The organism is Pectobacterium quasiaquaticum (assembly GCF_014946775.2).
Classification (GTDB): Bacteria; Pseudomonadota; Gammaproteobacteria; order Enterobacterales; family Enterobacteriaceae; genus Pectobacterium; species Pectobacterium aquaticum.
Window position 1 is genome coordinate 18,472 of sequence record NZ_CP065177.1, and the last position, 22,092, is coordinate 40,563.

The 22,092-nt window shown below is 53.3% G+C and carries 21 protein-coding genes and 2 pseudogenes; 18 read left to right on the forward strand and 5 right to left on the reverse strand.

The features are described 5' to 3' along the window. The first annotated feature begins 166 nt into the window (after positions 1–166). From IG609_RS00075 to IG609_RS00095, 5 genes are read left to right on the forward strand one after another with little or no spacing between them, the layout of a single operon-like run. The gene (locus IG609_RS00075) at positions 167–1,120 is read left to right on the forward strand and encodes a nucleoside hydrolase (protein ID WP_193397255.1); all 954 of its coding nucleotides are present in this window, start codon (positions 167–169) and stop codon (positions 1,118–1,120) included. Between the two features lies 1 nt (position 1,121). Continuing rightward, a complete protein-coding gene (locus IG609_RS00080; RefSeq protein WP_193397254.1) occupies positions 1,122–2,111 on the forward strand; it encodes a nucleoside hydrolase in 990 nt (329 codons plus the stop codon). Beyond that, the gene (locus IG609_RS00085; RefSeq protein WP_010296900.1) at positions 2,111–3,088 is read left to right on the forward strand and encodes an ABC transporter permease; all 978 of its coding nucleotides are present in this window, start codon (positions 2,111–2,113) and stop codon (positions 3,086–3,088) included. The genes IG609_RS00080 and IG609_RS00085 overlap by 1 nt, the downstream gene beginning before the upstream one ends. Further along, entirely contained in the window at positions 3,085–3,993 is a 909-nt protein-coding gene (locus IG609_RS00090) for an ABC transporter permease (protein ID WP_193397253.1), read from the forward strand. The genes IG609_RS00085 and IG609_RS00090 overlap by 4 nt, the downstream gene beginning before the upstream one ends. A gap of 39 nt (positions 3,994–4,032) precedes the next feature. Further along, positions 4,033–5,832, forward strand: coding sequence for an ABC transporter ATP-binding protein (locus IG609_RS00095; RefSeq protein ID WP_193397252.1), 1,800 nt, complete (start codon positions 4,033–4,035; stop codon positions 5,830–5,832). Between the two features lie 36 nt (positions 5,833–5,868). Here the strand turns inward: IG609_RS00095 and IG609_RS00100 are convergent, their stop codons facing one another. Together IG609_RS00100 and IG609_RS00105 are read right to left on the reverse strand one after the other, a co-directional pair. After that, entirely contained in the window at positions 5,869–6,168 is a 300-nt protein-coding gene (locus IG609_RS00100) for a helix-turn-helix domain-containing protein (RefSeq protein WP_010281167.1), read from the reverse strand. Continuing rightward, complete coding sequence (locus IG609_RS00105; RefSeq protein WP_102117949.1) at positions 6,155–6,541, reverse strand: type II toxin-antitoxin system RelE/ParE family toxin; 387 nt, start codon at positions 6,539–6,541, stop codon at positions 6,155–6,157. Before IG609_RS00105 ends, IG609_RS00100 begins: the two co-directional genes overlap by 14 nt. 321 nt (positions 6,542–6,862) lie before the next feature. Here IG609_RS00105 and dgoR point away from each other — a divergent pair, with 321 nt between their 5' ends. The 5 genes from dgoR (at position 6,863) to IG609_RS00130 (ending at position 11,819) form a co-directional block, all read left to right on the forward strand. Beyond that, entirely contained in the window at positions 6,863–7,561 is a 699-nt protein-coding gene (gene dgoR / locus IG609_RS00110; protein ID WP_005976717.1) for a D-galactonate utilization transcriptional regulator DgoR, read from the forward strand. After that, entirely contained in the window at positions 7,558–8,454 is an 897-nt protein-coding gene (locus tag IG609_RS00115; RefSeq protein ID WP_193400318.1) for a 2-dehydro-3-deoxygalactonokinase, read from the forward strand. The genes dgoR and IG609_RS00115 overlap by 4 nt, the downstream gene beginning before the upstream one ends. Beyond that, positions 8,438–9,055, forward strand: a complete 618-nt coding sequence (locus tag IG609_RS00120) for a 2-dehydro-3-deoxy-6-phosphogalactonate aldolase (protein ID WP_193400319.1) — start codon at positions 8,438–8,440, stop codon at positions 9,053–9,055. The genes IG609_RS00115 and IG609_RS00120 overlap by 17 nt, the downstream gene beginning before the upstream one ends. Further along, on the forward strand, positions 9,052–10,200 hold the full coding sequence (dgoD, locus tag IG609_RS00125) for a galactonate dehydratase (RefSeq protein WP_180787230.1): 1,149 nt from the start codon (positions 9,052–9,054) through the stop codon (positions 10,198–10,200). Before IG609_RS00120 ends, dgoD begins: the two co-directional genes overlap by 4 nt. A gap of 329 nt (positions 10,201–10,529) precedes the next feature. Further along, positions 10,530–11,819, forward strand: a complete 1,290-nt coding sequence (locus tag IG609_RS00130) for an MFS transporter (RefSeq protein ID WP_193397250.1) — start codon at positions 10,530–10,532, stop codon at positions 11,817–11,819. Between the two features lie 107 nt (positions 11,820–11,926). Here the strand turns inward: IG609_RS00130 and bhsA (IG609_RS00135) are convergent, their stop codons facing one another. Then, positions 11,927–12,184, reverse strand: a complete 258-nt coding sequence (bhsA, locus tag IG609_RS00135; protein WP_193397249.1) for a multiple stress resistance protein BhsA — start codon at positions 12,182–12,184, stop codon at positions 11,927–11,929. Between the two features lie 518 nt (positions 12,185–12,702). Here bhsA (IG609_RS00135) and IG609_RS00140 point away from each other — a divergent pair. From IG609_RS00140 to IG609_RS00150, 3 genes and pseudogenes are all read left to right on the forward strand, one after another. Beyond that, positions 12,703–12,834, forward strand: a pseudogene (locus IG609_RS00140) (PTS sugar transporter subunit IIB); the annotation flags it as partial. 44 nt (positions 12,835–12,878) lie between these two features. Further along, positions 12,879–12,971: pseudogene (locus IG609_RS00145) on the forward strand (hypothetical protein); the annotation flags it as partial. Between the two features lie 39 nt (positions 12,972–13,010). Continuing rightward, on the forward strand, positions 13,011–14,423 hold the full coding sequence (locus IG609_RS00150) for a glycoside hydrolase family 1 protein (RefSeq protein WP_193400321.1): 1,413 nt from the start codon (positions 13,011–13,013) through the stop codon (positions 14,421–14,423). 205 nt (positions 14,424–14,628) lie between these two features. On the opposite strand, the gene bhsA (IG609_RS00155) is transcribed toward IG609_RS00150, so the two are convergent. Next, positions 14,629–14,886 carry a multiple stress resistance protein BhsA gene (bhsA, locus tag IG609_RS00155; protein WP_039546079.1) on the reverse strand — a complete coding sequence of 86 codons (258 nt, stop codon included), beginning with the start codon at positions 14,884–14,886 and terminating at the stop codon, positions 14,629–14,631. A gap of 236 nt (positions 14,887–15,122) precedes the next feature. Between bhsA (IG609_RS00155) and IG609_RS00160 the strand changes: the two genes are divergently transcribed. Next, positions 15,123–16,403: a YidR family protein gene (locus IG609_RS00160; RefSeq protein WP_193400324.1), complete on the forward strand. Its 1,281-nt coding sequence runs from the start codon at positions 15,123–15,125 to the stop codon at positions 16,401–16,403. Between the two features lie 35 nt (positions 16,404–16,438). Here IG609_RS00160 and IG609_RS00165 read toward each other — a convergent pair whose 3' ends face one another. After that, complete coding sequence (locus IG609_RS00165) at positions 16,439–16,795, reverse strand: YceK/YidQ family lipoprotein (RefSeq protein ID WP_102117942.1); 357 nt, start codon at positions 16,793–16,795, stop codon at positions 16,439–16,441. Positions 16,796–17,129: 334 nt separating this feature from the next. Here IG609_RS00165 and ibpA point away from each other — a divergent pair, with 334 nt between their 5' ends. The 4 genes from ibpA to IG609_RS00185 all read left to right on the forward strand — a co-directional run bounded on the left by ibpA (position 17,130) and on the right by IG609_RS00185 (position 21,985). Further along, positions 17,130–17,543 carry a small heat shock chaperone IbpA gene (ibpA, locus tag IG609_RS00170; RefSeq protein WP_095701006.1) on the forward strand — a complete coding sequence of 138 codons (414 nt, stop codon included), beginning with the start codon at positions 17,130–17,132 and terminating at the stop codon, positions 17,541–17,543. A 171-nt stretch (positions 17,544–17,714) separates the two neighbouring features. Then, entirely contained in the window at positions 17,715–18,167 is a 453-nt protein-coding gene (gene ibpB / locus IG609_RS00175; RefSeq protein ID WP_193397246.1) for a small heat shock chaperone IbpB, read from the forward strand. Positions 18,168–18,342: 175 nt separating this feature from the next. Next, the gene (locus IG609_RS00180) at positions 18,343–20,001 is read left to right on the forward strand and encodes a putative transporter (RefSeq protein WP_193400326.1); all 1,659 of its coding nucleotides are present in this window, start codon (positions 18,343–18,345) and stop codon (positions 19,999–20,001) included. A 571-nt stretch (positions 20,002–20,572) separates the two neighbouring features. Then, positions 20,573–21,985, forward strand: a complete 1,413-nt coding sequence (locus tag IG609_RS00185; RefSeq protein WP_180787219.1) for an anion permease — start codon at positions 20,573–20,575, stop codon at positions 21,983–21,985. Positions 21,986–22,092 lie beyond the last annotated feature (107 nt).

The window sequence follows — 22,092 nt, forward strand, 5'->3', positions numbered from 1 at the left end:
AGAGCGGAGTGAATACATTTAGCGGTGTTTTTCCCTATCTGGTGTCACCCGATTCTCTTTAACACCTAATAGCTTTGTTATTTTTCACGCTATATAGAGGTGTGGGGTTTTCTGCACCTTGATGTTCGGCAGTACCTATTAAAAAGAGAAAAGGAATCATCGAAGGATGAGCGCTTTACCTATTATTATTGATTGTGATCCGGGGATAGATGACGCGATTGCGTTATTAAGTGCATTTGTGGCACCAGAGTTGGATATTCGCGGTATCTGCACAGTGTGCGGTAACCAGTCGCTGGACAAGACGGTGCATAATGCGCTGCAAATTGTTGAACTGGGGCAACGCACGGATATCCCCGTTTTCGCTGGCTGCCATCGGCCGCTGCTGCGCGACCCTATTCATGGCCAGTTTCACGGCGAAAGCGGACTGGGCCAGACGGTGCTGCCTGCGCCACAAAAACAGGCCGAAGCGAAACATGCGGTGAATTTTATCATTGAGCAGTGTCGTCAGGCGATCGCTGACGGCACGCCGATTACGCTCTGTACATTAGGGCCGTTAACCAACGTGGCGATGGCGCTGCGTATGGCACCCGAGATTGTCGACGGAATTGCACGCATCGTGATGATGGGCGGAGCGTACCGCGAAGCGGGCAACCGCAGCTTGACGTCTGAATTCAATATGATCGCTGATCCGCAGGCCGCCAAGGTGGTGTTCGACTCGTCGATTGCCATCGTCGCGTTACCGCTGGATGTCACGCATCAGGTAATTTTAACGCCGGAATTAGTGGCGCGTTTCATTGCGCTATCCGGACGCATCTCCGCGCCGTTGGGTGAAATGATGGCGTTTTGGGACCGCAATGATATCCGTCGCTACGGCTCACGCGGCGGCCCGCTACACGATCCGCTGGTCATTGCCTGGGTGCTGGCACCGCACTGTTTCACGACGGAAAAAGCCAGTGTTTACATTGAGCAGGAAAGCGAGCTGTGCATGGGGCAGACCGTTGCCGACTGGTACGGAAAAACCGATCGTCAGCCGAATGTCGATGTGGTGACGGGGGTGGATGCTAAACAGGTTGTCGAGCTGTTTGCTGACCTATTGAGCCGCTACAGCGAGGGTGTCTGACATGGTTCGAGAACGCATTATTATTGATACCGATCCCGGCGTCGACGATGCGATAGCCATCTGGCTGGCACTGGCGTCGCCCGAGCTGGACGTGCTTGGGATTACCGTGGTGGCAGGCAATGTGCCGCTTGCCGCCACGCTGCCGAACGCCTGCAATGTGGTAGGGGTGACGGGCAGAACCGATGTGCCGATTTTTGCGGGTGCCTCGCGCCCACTCATCCGCGATCAGGTGTTCGGTAAATATGCCCATATCGGCAAGTTTTCCTCTGAGTGGTTGCCAGAAAGCACGCTGTCACCGGAACAGGAACACGCCGTCGATTTTCTGGTGCGGATGACGCGTCAGGCGGCGGCCGACAATAACCCGATCACCATTTGTTCACTTGGCCCGCTGACGAATCTGGCGTTGGCGCTGTGCTTCCATCCTGATGTCGCTCGCGGCATCAAACAGATTGTGTCCATGAGCTGCGCCTTTACCGCGATGGGGAATCGCGTGCCGTGGGCGGATTTTAACGTTTATGCCGATCCGCATGCGGCGGAGATTGTTTTTTCTTCCGGTGTTCCGATTGTCATCATGCCGCTGGATGTAACCTTTCAGGCGCTGATTCAGACAGAACAGGTTGATGCCATCGCACGTAGCGGCGGTGCGCCGGGTAAGGCGATGGCCGCGCTGCTGCGCATGTTTGACCGTAGCGAAGTCGAGCGCTTTGGCCGTGAAGGTGGACCGATTCATGATGCGACCGTCATTGCGTGGCTGTTGAAGCCCGAGCTATTCAAGTCAAAACACGTTCGCGTCGGGGTAGACGTTTCTGGTAAGACCATGGGTTACGTGTTTGCCGATTTTTATCACAAGCTGGGTGAGCCAGCGAATGCGCTGGTCATGCGGGAAATCGACGAACAAGGATTCCTCGGGCTGATTGCCGATCGCCTGCGTCGCTATGGCTCTGAAGCAATAAATGATGTTGAAGCAATCAATGGATCTGAGGAGCGCTGATGGTCGCCTACCTGCTGAGCCGAATCGGACAAACGCTGCTGACGCTGGCTGTGATGTCGGTGCTGGTGTTTGTGGGGGTTTATCTGGTCGGTAATCCGGTCGATATGCTATTGAGTGCGACGGCCACGCCAGCGGAGCGGCTGGCGGTGATTCAGTCCTTTGGTCTGGATAAGCCCGTCTGGGAACAGTACGGGCTGTTTGTCTGGAACGCCTTGCAGGGCGACATGGGCAACTCGTTTATCTTCAACCAACCCGCGCTGACGCTGATTTTCCAGCGCATGCCCGCCACGCTCGAACTGGCGATGGTGGCGTTCGTGATGGCGCTGGTTGTCGGTATTCCGCTGGGGATCTACGCTGGCCTGAAGCCGGACAGCGCGGTGTCCAAATCCATCATGACTTTTTCCATCCTCGGCTTTAGCCTGCCCACGTTCTGGATTGGGCTGGTGATGATCATGCTGTTCAGCGTGAAGCTGGGCTGGCTGCCGTCCTCTGGTCGGGGCGATACGCATGAGTTATTCGGTATTCCATTCAGTTTTCTGACCCGCGATGGTCTCGAACATCTTCTCTTGCCTGCGTTTAACCTTGCGCTGTTTAAAATCTCGCTGGTTATCCGCCTGATGCGCGCGGGCGTGATGGAGTGTCTGCAACAGGACTATGTGCAGTTTGCTCGTGCGAAAGGGCTGTCGGAAACCCGCATCGTGCTGGTGCATGTGCTGCGCAACACGCTGATTCCACTGATTACCGTGCTGGGGCTGGAGCTGGGATCGCTGATCGCATTCGCCGTCGTCACGGAAACCATTTATGCCTGGCCGGGCATGGGCAAGTTGATTATCGACTCGATCGCCGTGCTCGACCGTCCGGTCATCCTGGCTTATCTGATGATTACCGTCGTGATGTTCAGCGTGATTAACCTGCTGGTCGATTTGCTGTATGTGCTGGTCGATCCACGTGTGCGGCTCGGAGGAGATAAGGGATGACGGGAAATACGATACACCAGCCCGCTGCCGTGCAAAAAAACGCTCATCCGGTGAGGCGCGTGGTGATGGCGCTGATTAACGATAGGCTGGCACTGTGCGGGCTGATCATGCTGGCAATTTTCGTGCTGCTGGCGCTCCTTGCCCCGCTGCTGTCGCCGCAGAATCCCTACGATTTGATGCAGCTCGACATCATGGATGGCCGACTCGCGCCGAGTGCGCAGAGCATGGCTGGCATGACGTATTGGCTGGGGACGGACGATCAAGGGCGCGACCTGTTCAGCGCCATTCTGTACGGCACCCGCATCAGCCTGATAGTGGGTTTCTCCAGTGCGGTGCTTGCGTTGCTGATTGGTGCCTCGTTGGGGCTGATTAGCGCCTACGTCGGTGGAAAAACGGATGCCACGATCATGCGTATCGTCGATATCCAGCTCAGCTTCCCGCCGATCCTGATTGCACTGATCCTACTGGCGGTGCTGGGGCAAGGGGTCGACAAGATCATCATGGCGCTGGTGGTGACCCAGTGGGCTTACTATGCGCGCACGATTCGCGGTTCGGCACTGGTGGAACGTCGCCGCAGCTACGTGGACGCGGCGCGCAGCATGGCGCTATCCAACCGCCGCATTCTGTTTCGCCATATTTTACCCAACTGTCTGGCACCGCTGATCGTGGTAGCGACGATGCGCATCGCCTACGCCATCATGCTGGAAGCCACGCTCTCGTTTTTGGGGATCGGGCTGCCTGTGACGGAACCGTCGCTGGGGCTGCTGATCTCAAACGGCTTTGAATACCTGATGTCGGGCGACTACTGGATCAGTTTCTTTCCGGGGCTGACGCTGCTGCTGCTGATTGTGGCGATCAATCTGGTCGGGGATGCGCTGCGCGACATCCTCAATCCGCGGAATTAATCTGTGGGAACGCCCATAGGAATAAGGGGTAACGCACACATGACAGCGCCGATTATGTCCGTTTCGCATTTGACCACAGCCTTTCAGGTGAACGGCGAGTGGATGAACGTGGTGCGGGATTTGTCCTTCACGATTGGCGAGAAAGAGACGGTCGCCGTGGTGGGGGAATCCGGTTCAGGGAAAAGCGTGATGGCGAAATCCATCATGCGTTTGCTGCCGCCCGGGCAAAGCCGGGTTGAGGGTCAGATTCATTTCGGCGACACCGAGCTGCTGTCGCTCCCTAATAAAGCGATGCAGGACGTGCGCGGGAACCGCATCGGCATGATTTTCCAGGAGCCGATGACCAGCCTGAATCCGGTCTTGCCGATTGGCTACCAGATTACGGAAGTGCTGCGACGCCATCGCGGCATGGGGAAAGCCGAAGCGCGTGCCGAAGCGGTGCGGTTGCTGGAAAAAGTACGTATTCCGGCGGCTAAATCACGGCTGAACGAATATCCGCAGAGCTTCTCCGGCGGGATGCGCCAGCGCGTGGTGATTGCGATTGCGCTGGCCTGCCACCCGAAGCTGCTGATTGCCGACGAACCGACGACGGCGCTGGACGTTACGATTCAGGCACAAATCCTGACGCTGATAAAAACCCTTCAGGAAGAAGAAGGGATGTCGGTGCTGTTTATCACCCATGACATGGGCGTGGTGGCGGAAGTGTCCGACCGCACGCTGGTGATGTATCAGGGCGAAATGGTGGAAAACGCCGTCACGCGGGAGATCTTCCATCATCCGCAGCAGCCCTATACCCGCATGCTGCTGTCCGCGGTGCCCAAATTAGGCTCGATGTCCGGTAGCGCATGGCCGCAGCGCTTTCCGCTGGTCGATCTCAAAACGGGCGAGCGCCAGCCGGTGCCGGAGGCGGTGAACACCGTGTCGGGCGAGGAGCCGGTGCTGACGGTAAAAAACCTGGTTACTCGATTTGATATCCGATCAGGGTTTTTCCGTCGGCTGTCCGGGCGCGTTCACGCGGTGGAGAATGTCTCGTTCGATCTCTGGCCGGGCGAAACGCTCGCGCTGGTCGGGGAATCGGGCTGCGGTAAATCGACCACGGGTCGGTCGATTATTCGCCTCAATGACGCCGTCAGCGGTGACATTCAACTGCTGGGAAAAAATATCCTGACGGCGGATAAGCGTGAGCTGACGGATTCGCGGCGGCAGATTCAGATGGTATTTCAGGATCCGTATGAAAGCCTGAATCCACGCATGCGGATAGGGGAAGCCATTGCCGAGCCGATGCTGTTGCACGGTCTGGCGACCCGACAGAATGTGAATGCGCGAGTGAGCGAACTGCTGGAACAGGTGGGATTATCCGGCGATATGGCTTCACGTTTCCCGCATCAGTTCTCCGGCGGGCAGCGGCAGCGCGTCTGTATTGCGCGTGCGCTGGCGCTGGAGCCAAAAGTGATCATTGCTGACGAATCGGTGTCGGCGCTGGATGTGTCCGTCAAGGCGCAGGTCATCAACCTGATGCTGGATCTCCAGCAGAAACTGGGGCTGTCATTCCTGTTTATCTCGCACGATATGGCCGTTGTCGAACGAATCAGCCACCGCGTGGCGGTGATGTATCTCGGTGAAATCGTGGAGATCGGGCCACGTTCGGCGATCTTCGACAATCCGCAGCATGACTATACCCGACGTCTGATTTCCGCGGTGCCCGTGCCGGATCCAGACACCCGCCCGGTGCGCAATATCACCAATGATGAGCTGCGCAGCCCGGTACGCGCTCCTGATTTCCATCCTCCCGCACGTCGCTATAAGCAAGTCGGAGAGGGGCATTTTGTTCTGGAGTGAACGAATCGCGTTTACTGAAAATCCAGAACGACTTAATTACAAAGTAAGCGCGATACGCTTACCATCAGGCAAGGTCACATCTAGCGTAAGCTTGCCGCCTAGAGCAGTGACATAGCGTTTCAGCGTTGACAGTTTTGGGTCATTTTCGACCTTCTCCATCTTAACAATAGATGGCTGCTTGACGCCCAGTGCTAACGCAAGCTGAGTCTGCGACATGTTCAGCTCTTCGCGTAATTTCGCTAAAGTGATTTCCTGACGGATCTCAGCCGTGCGCGCTTCAATGCGGGCGCGGCTCTCCGGTGAACGTTTAGCCATCATTTCTTTAAGCGTCGCCATCTTCTTTTACCTCCGGTGATATCAGATGCGATGCAAACTCAGCGTCTGCGATCTTAATCATACGTTCGTAGAACAACTTTTCATCTTCGCCTTTCTTATCTCCTGCACATAAAACAATCGCTTTACGTGTCCGGTCAAACGCGAAGAATGTTCGGAATGGGTGGCCGCTAACCTGAACTCGAAGCTCCTTCATATTTTTGTATTTTGAGCCTTTAATCTGATCAACCTGTGGTCGCCCTAGCTGTGGGCCATCCTCTTCGAGTATAGAGAGGTGTGCCAAAATTTCTTCCTGTACCGTTTCAGTTTGCTCATCAAACCACGTATCGAATAGTGCCCGTGTGACTATTTCCCATGCCAATCTGTAAACCTCCATGTCCTACACGCCGTAAATACATTATAACCCACAGGCTATATTAGCAAGCAATCCTTGTTAGGAATAATGGAGCCGCCTTCCATCTTCGCTCGACCCAATCCCTCTGGATGTTGAAATCTGGTAACACGCGATGTTGCCAAATTGTATTTATTGTCCGTTTTGTGATCCAGATTGTAGTACAAAGCATATATATAGTACTACAATAAATCCGAGAAAAGAGGGAAGGATGCGGTTATTGTGCAACAGTTCGACGACGTCAGGCGGCATGGCGGGTAAAGTAAGTGCAGTGATATCAATCCGTTTTGTCTCGTTGAGGTGATGATGAATAAGCAAGAATTAAGCAAAACCGACCGCATCATTCTGGATATTGGCCAACAGATCGTTGGCGGGAAATATGCCCCGGGTACGCCGTTACCCGCAGAAGCTGAGTTGTGTGAAGAATTTCAGACCTCGCGCAACATCATTCGCGAAGTGTTCAGAGCGTTGATGGCGAAAAGGCTGGTGGAAGTGAAACGGTATCGCGGCGCGTTTGTGGCCGCGCGTAACCAGTGGAATTACCTGGATACCGACGTTCTGCAATGGGTTCTGGCAAGCGATTACGACCCGCGGTTGATCAGCGCGATGAGCGAAGTACGTAATCTGGTAGAGCCGACGATTGCCCGCTGGGCCGCCGAACGGGCGACCTCAAGCGAGCTGGCGGTAATTGAAGCGGCGCTGAATGACATGATTTCCAACCATCAGAATCGCGACGCATTTAATGAAGCAGATATTCGCTTCCATGAGGCGGTATTGGCGGCGGTGCATAACCCGGTGTTACAGCAGTTGAGCGTCGCGATCAGTTCCTTGCAGCGGGCAGTGTTTGAACGCACCTATATGCCGGACGAAGACAACATGCCACGGACATTGCGTGAGCATCAGGATCTCTACGATGCCATTCGGCATCAGGATATTGAAGCAGCAGAGCGGGCGGCGTTGACCATGATTGCCAGCTCGACCAAACGGTTAAAGGACATTACATGAGTGAAAGCTATATCGCCATTGACTGGGGTTCGACCAACCTACGGGCGTGGCTGTATCTGGACGGCGTCTGTATCGACAGCGTGAAGTCTGAAGCGGGCGTCACGCGTTTGAACGGTCAGACACCGCAGCAGGTTTTTCAGCAGATCGTTGCGCCGTGGCAGCAGCACAACGTGCCTGTCGTGATGGCGGGCATGATTGGCAGCAATGCGGGCTGGCTTTCCGTGCCGTATCTGTCATGCCCGACTCGCCTGACGGACGTCGCCCATCGCCTGACGCGCGTGGAAGAAGCCCAGCCGCTGGCCGCCTGGATTGTGCCGGGGTTGAGTATTGCGCAGGACGATAACTGCAATGTGATTCGCGGTGAAGAAACCCAGCTGATTGGCGCATATAGCGAATGTCCTTCCTCTCTTTATTTAATGCCGGGAACCCACTCGAAATGGGTGCGGGCTGATGACAGCAACGTGCTGGATTTCCGCACGGTGATGACCGGTGAACTGCATCACCTGCTGATGACGCAGTCGCTAATTGGCGTGGGGCTGACCGAGCAGCAGCCGTCCTCTACCGCTTTCCAGCAAGGGCTGGAACTGGGCTTTGCCGACGACAATATCATCCGCTGCCTGTTTGAAACCCGCGCGGCGCATGTGCTGGGGCGTCTGGAGAAAAGTGCCGTGAGCGACTGGTTATCCGGGCTGCTGATTGGCAACGAAGTCTCACAAATGCAGCGCCATTATCAGATGGCAGTCGGAGACAGCATCACACTCATCGGCTCTCCTGCGCTGACCGCGCGCTACGAAAAAGCATTACAACAAGCTGGATTGCGCTGGCAGCAGTTGGATGGCGATCGGGCTTTTCAGGCAGGAATAAGGAGCATTGTTAATGAGCTGGAATACTAATCTTCCCTTGATTGCGATTCTGCGCGGTATCACGCCGGACGAGGTGCTGGAACACGTCGCGGCGCTGCTGGATGCCGGATTCGATGCGGTAGAGATCCCGCTGAATTCGCCGAACCCGTATGAAAGTATTCAACTGGCGGTAGAGCATTTTGGCGATCGCGCCCTGATTGGGGCAGGTACGGTACTAAAAGCCGGCTATGTCGATAAATTACAGGAAATTGGCAGCAAGTTAGTGGTTACGCCCAACATTTCCCCCGAAGTGATTCGTCGGGCTGTGGGTTACGGCATGATGGTGTGCCCTGGCTGTGCTACTGCGACGGAGGCCTTCACGGCGCTGGATGCGGGTGCGCAATCGCTGAAAATTTTCCCGTCATCGGCGTTTGGACCTGACTACATCAAGGCACTGAAAGCGGTATTGCCAAAAGACGTTCCCGTCTTTGCCGTCGGTGGCGTCACGCCCGAAAACCTGAAGGATTACCTTAGTGCGGGCTGCATCGGTGCCGGGTTAGGCAGCGATCTGTATCGAGCCGGTCAGTCGGTTGACGTCACCGCGCAAAAAGCACATGCATTTGTTAACGCCTATAAGGACGCTGTTCAATGAAAATTACCAAAATCACCACGTACCGGCTGCCGCCACGCTGGATGTTCCTGAAAATTGAAACCGATGAAGGCATTGTCGGCTGGGGCGAGCCGGTTATCGAAGGCCGTGCACGTACCGTTGAAGCTGCCGTTCACGAGCTGTCTGACTATCTGATCGGGCAAGACCCGGCGCGCATCAACGATATCTGGCAGGTGCTTTACCGTGCGGGCTTCTACCGCGGCGGCCCGATCCTGATGAGCGCTATCGCGGGTATCGATCAGGCATTGTGGGACATCAAAGGCAAGGCGCTGGGTGTACCAGTTTATCAGTTACTGGGTGGACTGGTGCGCGATAAGATCAAAGCGTACAGCTGGGTGGGCGGCGATCGTCCTTCCGAAGTGATCGCAGGCATCAAGAAGCTGACCGACATTGGCTTCGATACCTTCAAGCTGAACGGCTGTGAAGAGATGGGCATCATTGATAACTCACGCAAAGTGGATGCGGCGGTGGCCGTGGTCGCGGAAATTCGCGAAGCCTTTGGCAACAGCATCGAGTTCGGTCTGGATTTCCACGGTCGTGTGGATGCGCCGATGGCGAAAATCCTGATCAAAGAGCTGGAGCCGTACCGTCCGCTGTTTATTGAAGAGCCCGTGCTGGCTGAACAGGCGGAATACTATCCTCGTCTGGCGGCGCAAACCCACCTGCCGATTGCGGCGGGCGAGCGGATGTTCTCACGCTTTGATTTCAAACGCGTGCTGGCAGACGGCGGACTGGCCATTATTCAGCCTGACCTGTCTCACGCAGGCGGTATTACCGAGTGCTTTAAAATTGCTGCCATGGCGGAAGCCTATGATGTCGCGTTGGCACCACACTGTCCATTAGGCCCAATTGCACTGGCTTCCTGTTTACATCTCGACTTTGTGGCGCGTAATGCCGTATTCCAGGAGCAAAGTATGGGCATCCATTATAATAAAGGTGCCGAGCTGTTGGATTATGTTATCAATAAAGAAGACTTTGCTATGACCGATGGCCATTTCTATCCGCTGAATAAGCCTGGCCTCGGCGTGGAAATTAATGAAGAGCTGGTTATTGAACGTAGTAAAAATGCGCCAGACTGGCGTAACCCAGTGTGGCGTTATCCTGACGGTGCCGTCGCTGAGTGGTAATACCCGTCACTCACGTTGGCTTGCCTGCAACTCAAATGATTTAGGATATAACGAAAAAAATAGGTTAGGATTTTAATAACCAGTAATACATAACGCCTTTCCCCGGCACGACGGAATAAAGCAATCATGGATTATCACGGAATATATTATTTTGTGAGGGATTACTGTTTTATTTTATTAGCATCGGGGAAAGTAATCTTCCATTTATCATGAGTAAGCCACCACCAGGATTTTAAAAATAAAATATACCAACTGCTGGTGTTGTTGAACGTTCAAAAATAGCGGGCGATAAATATCGCAGCCCGTTTAATAAATAACAGGAATATAAGATGGATATGACATTAACTACCCGTCCTACAAAACGGCGTTATTTCACCTTGCTGATGATTTTTATTACGGTCGTCATCTGCTATGTGGATCGTGCCAATCTGGCTGTGGCGTCGGCACATATTCAGGAAGAGTTCGGCATTACAAAAACACAAATGGGCTATATCTTTTCCGCGTTTGCCTGGACCTATACGTTATGCCAAATACCTGGCGGCTGGTTCCTTGACCGCGTCGGTTCAAAGGTCACTTATTTTATCGCCATCATGGGGTGGTCGATTGCCACGTTGCTGCAAGGTTTCGCCACGGGTCTGGCGTCGTTGATTGGTTTGCGTGCGGTGACCGGGCTGTTTGAAGCGCCTGCGTTTCCGACGAATAACCGCATGGTGACCAGCTGGTTCCCTGAGCAGGAACGTGCTTCTGCCGTTGGATTCTATACGTCAGGACAGTTCGTTGGTCTGGCATTCCTTACGCCATTGCTTATCTGGTTGCAGGAAATCCTGAGCTGGCACTGGGTATTCATCGTCACCGGCGGCGTCGGTATTGTGTGGGCAATGATCTGGCACTTTGTTTATCAGCCACCGAAGAAAAGCAAAGGGATCAATCAGGCTGAGCTGGATTACATTGCCGAAGGCGGCGGTATCGTTGATGGTGATGCCCCGACTGAGAAAAAAGCACGTACGCCATTAACGGCAGCCGACTGGAAACTGGTGTTTAACCGCAAGCTGGTCGGCGTGTATATCGGACAGTTTGCCGTGACCTCTACGCTGTGGTTCTTCCTGACGTGGTTCCCGAACTATCTGACACAGGAAAAACACATTAGTGCACTGACGGCAGGCTTTATGACGACGGTACCTTTCCTGGCGGCGTTCGTTGGCGTGCTGCTGTCTGGATTTGTGGCGGACCGTCTGGTGCGTAGCGGAAAGTCGATCGGTCTGGCGCGTAAAACGCCAATTATCTGTGGCCTGTTGATTTCAACCTGCATCATGGGGGCGAACTATACGAACGATCCGGTATGGATTATGACGTTGATGGCGCTGGCATTCTTTGGCAATGGTTTTGCCTCCATCACCTGGTCGCTGGTGTCGTCTCTGGCACCGATTCGCCTGATTGGTCTGACGGGCGGGGTATTCAACTTTGTCGGCGGTCTGGGCGGTATCACGGTGCCATTGATTATTGGCTATCTGGCGCAGGATTACGGTTTTGCTCCGGCACTGACCTATATTGCTGGCGTAGCACTGGTCGGTGCACTGTCTTACATCTTACTGGTGGGTGAAGTGAAACGTGTAGGCTAACGCTCGTTACTTGCGTGCGGTAGGCTCTGGAAAAAACCATAAAAAAACGGACTTTCCTCTTGGTTGAGGAAAGTCCGTTTAATTTTTTGATTGTTTATCAGCAGCCATTATTTGTAGATAACAGCGACGCCGCGCAGTTGGTTGTCACCGGTGGCAGACGTAATGGTGAAGGCGTTGGCACCGGCTTTTTCTGCTTTCTGAGCCAGCTGCGCTTGCAGTGAATCCAGGCTGTGCGCGGTAGCACTAACGACCCCCACTTTTTCCAGGCTCTGCGCCTGTTGTGAAGACACCTGATCGGCAGCGAAAGTACCGAAAGACAGAGTAGACAGTACGGCAGCAGCGGCGAAGAGTTTTACGTTTTTCATGTGATGTATCCTATTCAATGTTGTTTGGAGTGAAAGGTCATTTCCTTTCGATGAAGAGGATATTACGCCGATGCAGGTAGAAGTAAAAACGGAGTGTTTTGAGATTGTCTGTCAATATTTTTGATTTTAAGTCTAGCGATAAGTTATCCCGTCTCGATTGCCAGCGGCGTCCCTTTGGTGAGCGGCGACGGTGAATGCGCGTGTATTGCAGAATCCACCATATATAGAAAATGCCTGAAATCAGAGCACTTAGCGTAATAAGCACTGCAATAGTGGGTTTTACTCGTCCTTCACGTCCGAAATCCGTTTTACATGACCTGCCTCACATTGTTTCCCGCAATGTCTATCATTTCGTGAACCTATTCTCATATATTGTCTTTTCATGGAAAACGGTTTCCATAGGCGTGTTTCCAATGCATGTATGTCCAATAGCGGTGTTTATTCACGATGCTTTTATTGATGCCATTTTTTATTCATAACGCTTTTTATTCATAACGTATGACGACGGGGTATTGAAAATGAAAAGGATCATGCTTTGTTGTTCCGCTGGGATGTCTACCAGCCTTTTAATGAGAAAGATGAAGGAGGCGGCCAGCGCACGTGGTCTGGACGTTGAGATTGCCGCCTACGCTGCCCATAAATTCGATGAGTAGATCGGGAAGTATGACGTTGTGCTGTTGGGGCCACAGGTGAAATATATGCCTGGTTGAAGAAACGCAACATCACGATTCGCCTGCCGAAAGAGGTGCCTACTGGCGTGGCGCGTTCGTTTGAAATCCTCATTCCAGCGCCAGCGCATAAACACGAGTGAAGCAGAGAGGAACGTATGCACGATCATCTTCAGAACGATTTTCGCTTTCCCGCGAATTTTTGGTGGGGTAGCGCCAGTTCGGCACCGCAAACGGAAGGCGAAAGCCTCAACTATGGTAAAAGCGCCACCGTGTGGGACGAATGGTTTGCCACGCAGCCCGGCCGTTTTCACCAGCAGGTTGGGCCGGCAGAGACTTCCACGTTTTATCAGCACTGGCGTGAAGATATCGCGCTGCTGAAGACGCTGAATCACAACACGTTCCGAACGTCGATCTCGTGGGCGCGGCTGATTCCCGATGGCGTCGGTGAACCGAATCCGCAGGCAGTCGCGTTTTATAATCAGGTCATTGATGAAATGCTGGCGCAGGGCATCACGCCGTTTATCAATCTGTTCCATTTTGATATGCCGATGGTGATGCAGCGGCTGGGCGGCTGGGAAAATCGGGCGGTGGTCGTGGCTTATGCGGGCTATGCGGCGACCTGCTTCCGCCTGTTTGGCGACAGGGTAAAACACTGGTTTACGTTTAATGAGCCAGTGGTGCCAGTGGAAGGCGGGTATCTGTATGATTTCCACTATCCGAACGTGGTGGATTTCAAACGTGCGGCGACGGTGGCGTACCACACGATGCTGGCGCATGCGCTGGCGGTGAGGGCGTATCGCCAGCAGTCTCAGGGTGGGGAAATTGGCATTATCCTCAATCTGACGCCTTCCTACCCGCGTTCCCAGCATCCGGCCGATGTTAAAGCTGCCAACATCGCCGATCTGATGTTTAACCGCAGCTTCCTCGATCCCGCACTGCGGGGCGAATACCCGCAGGAACTGGTCGATCTGCTGCATCGATACGGTCAACTGACGCATTGCCAGCCTGACGATCGTGCGCTGCTGGCCGATGGGATTGTCGATCTGCTGGGGATTAACTACTACCAGCCGCGGCGTATTCAGTGCCGCGACAGTCTGGTTAACCCTGATAGTCCATTTATGCCCGAGTGGTTTTTCTCCAGCTATGAGATGCCAGGGCGAAAAATGAATCCCTATCGCGGCTGGGAAATTTACGAACCGGGCATCTATGACATTCTGACCAACCTGCGAGTAAATTACGGCAATCCGCGCTGCTTTATTTCGGAAAACGGCATGGGTGTCGAGAACGAACAGCGTTTCGACGTTAACGGCCAGATTCAGGATGATTACCGCATCGATTTTGTCCGTGAGCACCTGAAGTATGTACACAAAGGGATCGCCGAAGGCAGCAACTGCCTTGGCTACCATATGTGGACGTTTATCGATAACTGGTCGTGGTCGAATGCCTACAAAAATCGCTATGGCTTTGTGCAACTGGATCTGGCAACGCAAAAACGCACGGTGAAGAAAAGCGGGGAATGGTTCGCGGCGACAGCGGCCGAGAATGGCTTTCAAGGTTCAACGTCGTAAGTCTTTATCCATGTCGGTGTGGCATTCTGCCACACCGAATTAATCGTCCTTCCAGCTTCCCCACAGTCTCCCTTCCACATAAAAATCACACATAAAAAAACGGCTTGCCCTGATGAGGAGGCAAGCCGGAAAGAGGGTAATACGCGATGTCTTGCAGGTGTTTCTATAATGGCATAGCGGGATAAAAAATTAGGGTAAACAACGATTAGTTGTAGATTACCGCAGAGCCACGCAGTTGATCGTTACCGGTCGCAGACGTGATGGTATAAGCTTTAGCGCCTGCTTTTTCTGCTTTCGCCGCGAGCTGAGCCTGTAGTGAGCTGAGGTCTTGAGCGGTAGCGGTAACGACGCCTGCTTTTTCCAGATTTTGAGCCTGTGCAGGAGAGACGTATTCAGCAGCAGAAGCACCGAAAGTCATGGTAGCGAGAACAACAGCAGCGGCGATGGTTTTTACGTTTTTCATGGTGTCTTATCCTTTTCTGATTTGATAGGTGAAAGGGGGCTGCCCTTTCGATATGAAGAATGTTACGCCGATGCTAATAAATTAAAAAACGGATGTTATTGAGCTAGTCTTTCTATTTTTTTGAATGAGATTTATCGATGTTGTTTGTTTTTTTTAAATTAAAAACAATAAGTTATACATAAAACTGAAATTTATTTACAAAAAATTGACTGATATTGAATAAGTGGGGTGATGTCTTGTCTGTTGAGGTTCAACTAACGTTTAATTCTTCTGGTCATCAACTTACCAATATTAATTGCTGGTCATGTGATGGGAATTGGCTGGTTTATGACATAAGACCCTATGGATCTTCATTCACAGGGCTGACCATTGAGCGCATACACCTGAAAAGCCGGGAAACCGAGGTGATTTATCGGGCGACGGCGGGGGCGCACGTGGGCGTGGTGACCTGTAGCCCGCAGGAACCGCTACGCTATGTCTTTATCCACGGTCCAGAAAACCCAGATAGCGAGTGGCAGTATGATTTTCACCATCGGTGTGGAACGATAGTGGCGGATCGCCAGCGCGATGAGGCCATCACGCTCGATGCTTTCTCCATTACGCCGCCTTATCAGGCCGGTGCGCTGCGCGGCGGCACGCATGTTCATGTCTTCAGCCCGGATGCCAGCCGCCTGAGCTTTACCTATAACGACCATGTGCTGCATGAGCGCGATCCGGCATTGAACCTGCGCAATGTGGGCGTAGCCGTGCCGCTACAGGCCGTCACCGTTGAAAAACACCATCCGCGTGAATATGACGGTAGCCACTATTGTGTGTTGGTTAGCAGAACGACGCCGCAGCCGCAGCCCGGCAGCGATGAGATCAATCGCGCCTATGAAGAAGGTTGGGTAGGAACGGCGGGCTATATCAGACAGGATGGTTCGCGGCAGCGCTGGGCGCTGGCGTTTATCGGCGATACGCGCGCGGCGGATGGGACAACGGTGCCGGAGGTTTTTATCGTCGACTTGCCGGAGGCGCTGGAAGAGTACGCCAAAGTGGGTGATGCGCCACTGGCGGGGACGGCAACGTCAATGCCTGCGCCGCCAGTGGGCGTGCAGCAGCGGCGTTTAACGTTTACGCACTCGCGTCGTTATCCTGGTCTGGTGAACCAGCCGCGCCACTGGCTGCGAGCCTCGCCCGACGGCAGTGAGATTGCTTTCCTGATGCGGGATGAGGCAGGCGTGGTGCAGTTGTGGACGCTTTCCCCGAACGGCGGTGAGCCAAGGCAGGTCACGCGCATGGAGCACGGCGTACAGTCGGCCTTTAACTGGCACCCGGATGGACGTTCTCTGGCATTTGTGTCTGACAACAGCATCATGCTGTGTGAGGCGAAAAGCGGTGAGCTTGTTCGGCTAACAGCGCGGACGGACAGCGCACCGAGTGCGGATGCCGTGGTCTTTTCCCCTGATGGGAAACAGATTGCGTATATGCGCGAGATTGACGGCTTTAATCAGCTTTTTGTTGTAGCAACGACGTAACCCTTACGCGCGAATTCATGGCGAGTGCGGTGCTATCAAAGCTGATTATGCGGCATCGTGGCGAGCTGCGAACTGGCGGTCTGGTTTTGCTCTTCGCTGTGGGAAATGCGCTCGCGCGTCGACAGTTTGTTCTTATCGCTGCCTGTGCGGTAGTAATCGTAGGGCAGCAACAGGGTGTCAGCCACCGCCGAGAACGGCAGGTCGATAGCGACCAGCGGCATCATCGCCCAACTGGTATCGTCGTCACGCAGCATATCCACACTGGCGCGCGTGCCGGAATAGTATCCCTGATCGCCTCCGGTATGCGTCATTACGCTGGAGCAACCGCTGGTTGCCACCGCACCGCTACCGGTAATGATGAAAGAGAACAACGCACTTTTCAGTAAGGTCATATTCCTGTCCATTAATAACCGCTGTCAGAGCGGGTCAAAGCCTAATACTGGTCACTTAAGTCCGTTTCCCCGTGTATCTCAATACTTAAACGATCGGCATGAGGTCAAAGCCTGTCTATCTTGAGTGTATGTGATAAGACCCGTAGCGTAAGTGAATATTGCATGAAACCCAGCGATTTTTCCTTTTTGCCTCTTGAAAGTCTGAGGGGGGTCACCATATTGATGATAAGCCGAAAGAAAACGATACGCCGTCAGGGTATCTGTCTCGGCTGTGAACCTGTCCTTATGAGGAAGGTAAAAATAAATCCTCGCTGCCTGTTTAGGAGGCTGTTTTATGCGTAACCCCGATTTTTCCCCACTGTACCGTTCTGCTATTGGTTTCGATCGCCTGTTTAATCTCTTAGAAACTGGGCAGACCCAGAGTAACGGCGGCTACCCTCCCTACAACGTCGAACTGGTTGACGAGAACCAATACCGCATTGCGATTGCCGTAGCTGGCTTCGCCGAGCAGGAACTGGATATCACTGCGCACGACAACTTATTGATTGTAAAAGGTGCCCATGCCGGTGAGCAGGTTGCCCGCAACTACTTGTATCAGGGGATTGCCGAGCGCAACTTCGAGCGTAAATTCCAACTGGCCGAACATATTCAGGTAAAAGGCGCCAATCTGGAAAACGGGCTGCTGTACGTCGATCTCGAACGTATCGTGCCGGAAGCGATGAAGCCGCGTCGGATTGAAATCAAGTAAACCCACATCACGTTATTTGCACGAATCGCGCATTGCCTGAAACGGCAGTGCGGTGGATGAACGCTTCGTCTGCCGAATGGGGACGACGCCAGCTATAGAATAGAACTGTGGCTGGCATAGTGTATGCCCGTATGGGCACCATTAATCTCGCTTCTTAGAAGGAGTCATATTATGCGTAACTACGATTTATCACCTTTACTGCGTCAGTGGATCGGTTTTGACAAATTAGCCAGCTCAATGCAGGGCAGCCAGGAACCGATTGATTTTCCTCCGTATAATATCGAGAAGAAAGACGACAACCACTACCGCATCACGCTTGCTCTGGCAGGGTTCCGGCAGGCCGATCTGGACATTGAAGTAGAAGGCCCGCGCCTGACAGTAAAAGGCAGCCCGGCACCGTCCAAGAAAGCCGTGGAATATCTGCATCAGGGGCTGGTGTTTAAGCCTTTCACGCTGAGCTTCACGCTGGCCGAGCATCTGCATGTGTCCGATGCACACTTTGAAAATGGCCTGCTGCATATCGATCTGGTGCGTGACGTGCCGGAAGCCTTGCAGCCTCAACGTATCGCCATCAATAGTGACCGTCCGGCATTGAACCAGCAGCCTGCTGAAGATGCCTCATAACGCGATATCCGCATTATTTGTTTGATGATTTCCCGCGCTCGTATCATTACGGGCGCGGTTTTGTGTTGCCCGCCACGTTTCCCTCCCCGGCATTCTGCCAGAATCACAATATACTCATCATAGAGTATGGCAGCAGTGGCATTTCCCAATAAAAACGTCCGCAAAGGATACGGGTATGAGTGATATCGCACTTACCGTGAGTATGCTGGCGCTGGTTGCGGTTCTGGGGTTATGGATCGGCAACTGGCGGATTTACGGCGTCGGTTTAGGGATTGGCGGGGTTCTGTTCGGTGGGATCATCGTCGGGCATGTTGCCCATCAGTACCAGATTCAACTGAATGATGACATGTTGCACGTCATCCAGGAGTTCGGGCTGATTCTGTTTGTCTATACCATTGGCATTCAGGTCGGGCCGGGTTTCTTTTCCTCTCTGCGTGTATCTGGCCTGCGCCTCAATGCGTTTGCGCTGCTGACGGTGTTCCTCGGCTGCGTGGTGACCGTCCTGCTGCATAAACTGCTTAATATTCCTTTGCCCATTATCCTCGGTATTTTCTCCGGCGCGGTGACCAACACGCCTTCGCTCGGCGCGGGTCAACAGATTCTGACCGATCTCGGGTCGAGTTCTGCATTGGTGAACCAGATGGGAACAGGCTACGCGATGGCGTACCCGCTGGGGATCTGCGGCATTTTACTGGTGATGTGGTTGATGCGGATCCTGTTTCGCGTCGCGGTGGAGAACGAGGCAAAGCAGTTTGAAGTCAGCAACGGTCTGCATCACGAGCAACTGCACACCATGAATGTGTCGGTGACGAATAGCAATCTGCAAGGGCTGGCGATTCAGGCTGTGCCGATTCTGAACCGCGACACCATCGTCTGCTCCCGCCTGAAACGCGGTGATGAACTGATGGTGCCGTCGCCACAGACGCTCATCCAACTGGGCGATTATCTGCATCTGGTGGGGGCGAAAAACGATCTGGAGCAGGCGCGTCTGGTCATCGGTAATGAAGTGGAGGCATCGCTCTCAACGCGTGGCACGGATCTGCACGTTGAGCGCGTGGTGGTGACGAATGAGAAGGTGTTGGGACGCAAGATTCGCGAGCTCAATCTGAAGCAAAACTACGATGTCGTGATTTCGCGCCTGAACCGTGCGGGCGTCGAGCTGGTTGCCAGCAATCAGGCTAGCCTGCAATTTGGCGACATTCTGAATCTGGTCGGGCGAAAAGCGGCGATCGATGCCGTCGCGGATATCGTGGGAAACGCGCAGCAAAAACTCCAGCAGGTACAGATGCTGCCCGTCTTTATCGGAATTGGGCTGGGCGTATTGCTGGGCTCGGTACCGCTGATGATTCCCGGCTTTCCCGTCGCGCTGCGGCTTGGGCTGGCGGGGGGGCCGCTGGTGGTAGCGCTAGTGCTGGGGCGCATCGGCAGTATCGGTAAACTTCACTGGTTTATGCCGCCCAGCGCGAACCTAGCGCTGCGTGAACTCGGCATTGTGCTGTTCTTATCGGTAGTGGGGCTAAAATCTGGCGGCGACTTCGTCGAGACGTTATTGAACGGCGACGGAGTGTGGTGGATTGGCTATGGCGCGCTGATTACCATTGTGCCGCTGCTGCTTGTCGGCATATTGGCGCGAACGTTGGGTAAGATGAACTACCTGACGCTGTGCGGCATGCTGGCGGGCTCCATGACTGATCCACCTGCGCTGGCGTTTGCCAATGGTCTACACTCGACCAGCGGTGCGGCGGCGCTGTCTTATGCGACGGTTTACCCGTTGGCGATGTTTCTGCGCATTATGTCGCCGCAGCTGTTAGCCGTACTTTTTCTTACCCTCTAAATGTTATCAGTTGGATAAAAAATAATATTTTCTCGCCGAATAATGGGGATTTATTTTTTTATTTTTTAATAGAAGAATACCTGAGTGAATAAATAATTAATGGATAACTGACTGTCTGGAAAAGAATTATATTACCACTGTTATGTATAAGGTCTTTTTATCATTGCGTTGTCGTTAACTTCGTTAATTTTATGTTCTTTAAATGTCAATTATTATTGAATCTTAAGGGTTTTTTATCAGGAAATTAAAACCACGATGGTTTCTTAAATAAATTAATGAACCGCTTTAGTAACTAAAGTTACGCTATTTTGTAGGCGCATTATAATACTATCTCTTCATTAATCACTTGATTTGATAAGACGAGAGAAGCACCCTGAACCCTTGTTTTCTCGTCTTTTTTTCCGCAGATGATTCCTGTTGCGTTGTTTTCAGCAGGGTGACGAAGGAAGAATAACGAAATACCCACTCCTCCGCACGGGACATCCGTCGTGAATATCTCCTGAATAATTTGAGTGTGACTCGAAGTATGACGGGGAATACAGAATCCGTTTTAATGAAGAGTGGTGTTCTTATGTCTGCGAATAACAGCAGGTTGATAAAGCTTCTAGTTATCCTTTGTATTGCCGGTGGCTTATGGTTATTGCCGGTTCCTGATGGGGTAAAACCCGATGCCTGGCATCTGATGGCGATTTTCATTGCCACCGTTGTCGGTCTGATTCTCTCTCCTTACCCGCTTGGCGCGATGGCGATGTTCAGCCTGACCTCGGTCGCCATATTAGGGTTATTACCCATTAAAGATGTGCTGACGGGCTTTAGCGATCCCACTATTTGGATGATCGCCTGCGCCTTCTTTATTTCTCGCGGCTTTATCAAAACCGGCTTTGGCCGACGCATTGGTCTGCTGTTCATCAGCAAGCTGGGGAATAGCTCACTCGGTCTGGCGTATGGTCTGGTGTTCACCGACCTGATGTTCGCTCCGGCCATGCCTTCCACGTCTGCACGCTGCGGCGGGATCATCACTCCGCTGTTCCGGTCCATTGCCGAAGCCTATGACTCCACGCCGGAAAAAGGCACGCAGCGTCGCATTGGTGCGTTTCTGGTGCAGTCCATTTTCCAGTGTAACGCCGTGACTTCCGCGATGTTCATGACCTCCATGGCGGGTAACCCGATGGTGGCGAAGCTGGCTTCTCAGTTTGGTATTCACATCAGTTGGACGGATTGGGCGTTGGCGACACTGCTGCCGGGCTTCCTGTCTTTGGCGCTGATTCCTTACCTGATCTATCGTTTCTATCCGCCTGAACTGAAGAAAACCTCAGAAATGCGTGCGATCGCCGTCGAAAGACTGCGTGAAATGGGCAAAATGACCCGCGACGAGTGGGTGGTGCTGGGTGTGTTCCTGGGTCTGGTGATCTTCTGGGTACTGGGTTCCACGCTGAATATCGATGCAACCCTGACCGCGCTGGCGGGCCTGAGCGTGCTGTTGCTCAGCCGTGCGCTGACCTGGGACGATGTGGTCAGTGAGAAAGAAGCCTGGCACACCGTGGTGTGGTTTGCCGTACTGATGACGCTGGCGGGTCAGCTCAACAAGATGGGGCTGATTGCCTGGCTGGGCGGATTGGCCGGTAATGCCGTGAGTGGGATGCACTGGCTGCCGATGCTGGGTCTGCTGCTGCTGGTGTACTACTACAGCCACTACCTGATGGCGAGTGCGATTGCCCACATCAGCGCCATGTATGCGATTTTTGTCTCTATCGCGCTGGCAGCCGGTGCGCCGCCGATGCTGACCGTACTGGTATTCGGTATCTTCAGTAACCTGTTTATGTCCACAACCCACTACTCCAGTGGCCCAGCACCAATTTTGTTCGGCACTGGCTACGTGCCGCTAGGAACCTGGTGGAAGATCGGTTTCCTGGTCAGTCTGGTCATCATCCCTATCTGGTTGGGTGTTGGCGGAATGTGGTGGAAACTGCTCGGTTTCTGGTAAAAACGCAGATACCCACAGGCTTTCGATGCGAAATATTCCTGACACAAAAAATGTACCGCAACGTTAAGCCTGATTTCCTTTCTTCACGCCTACGCCCTGTCCTTGTG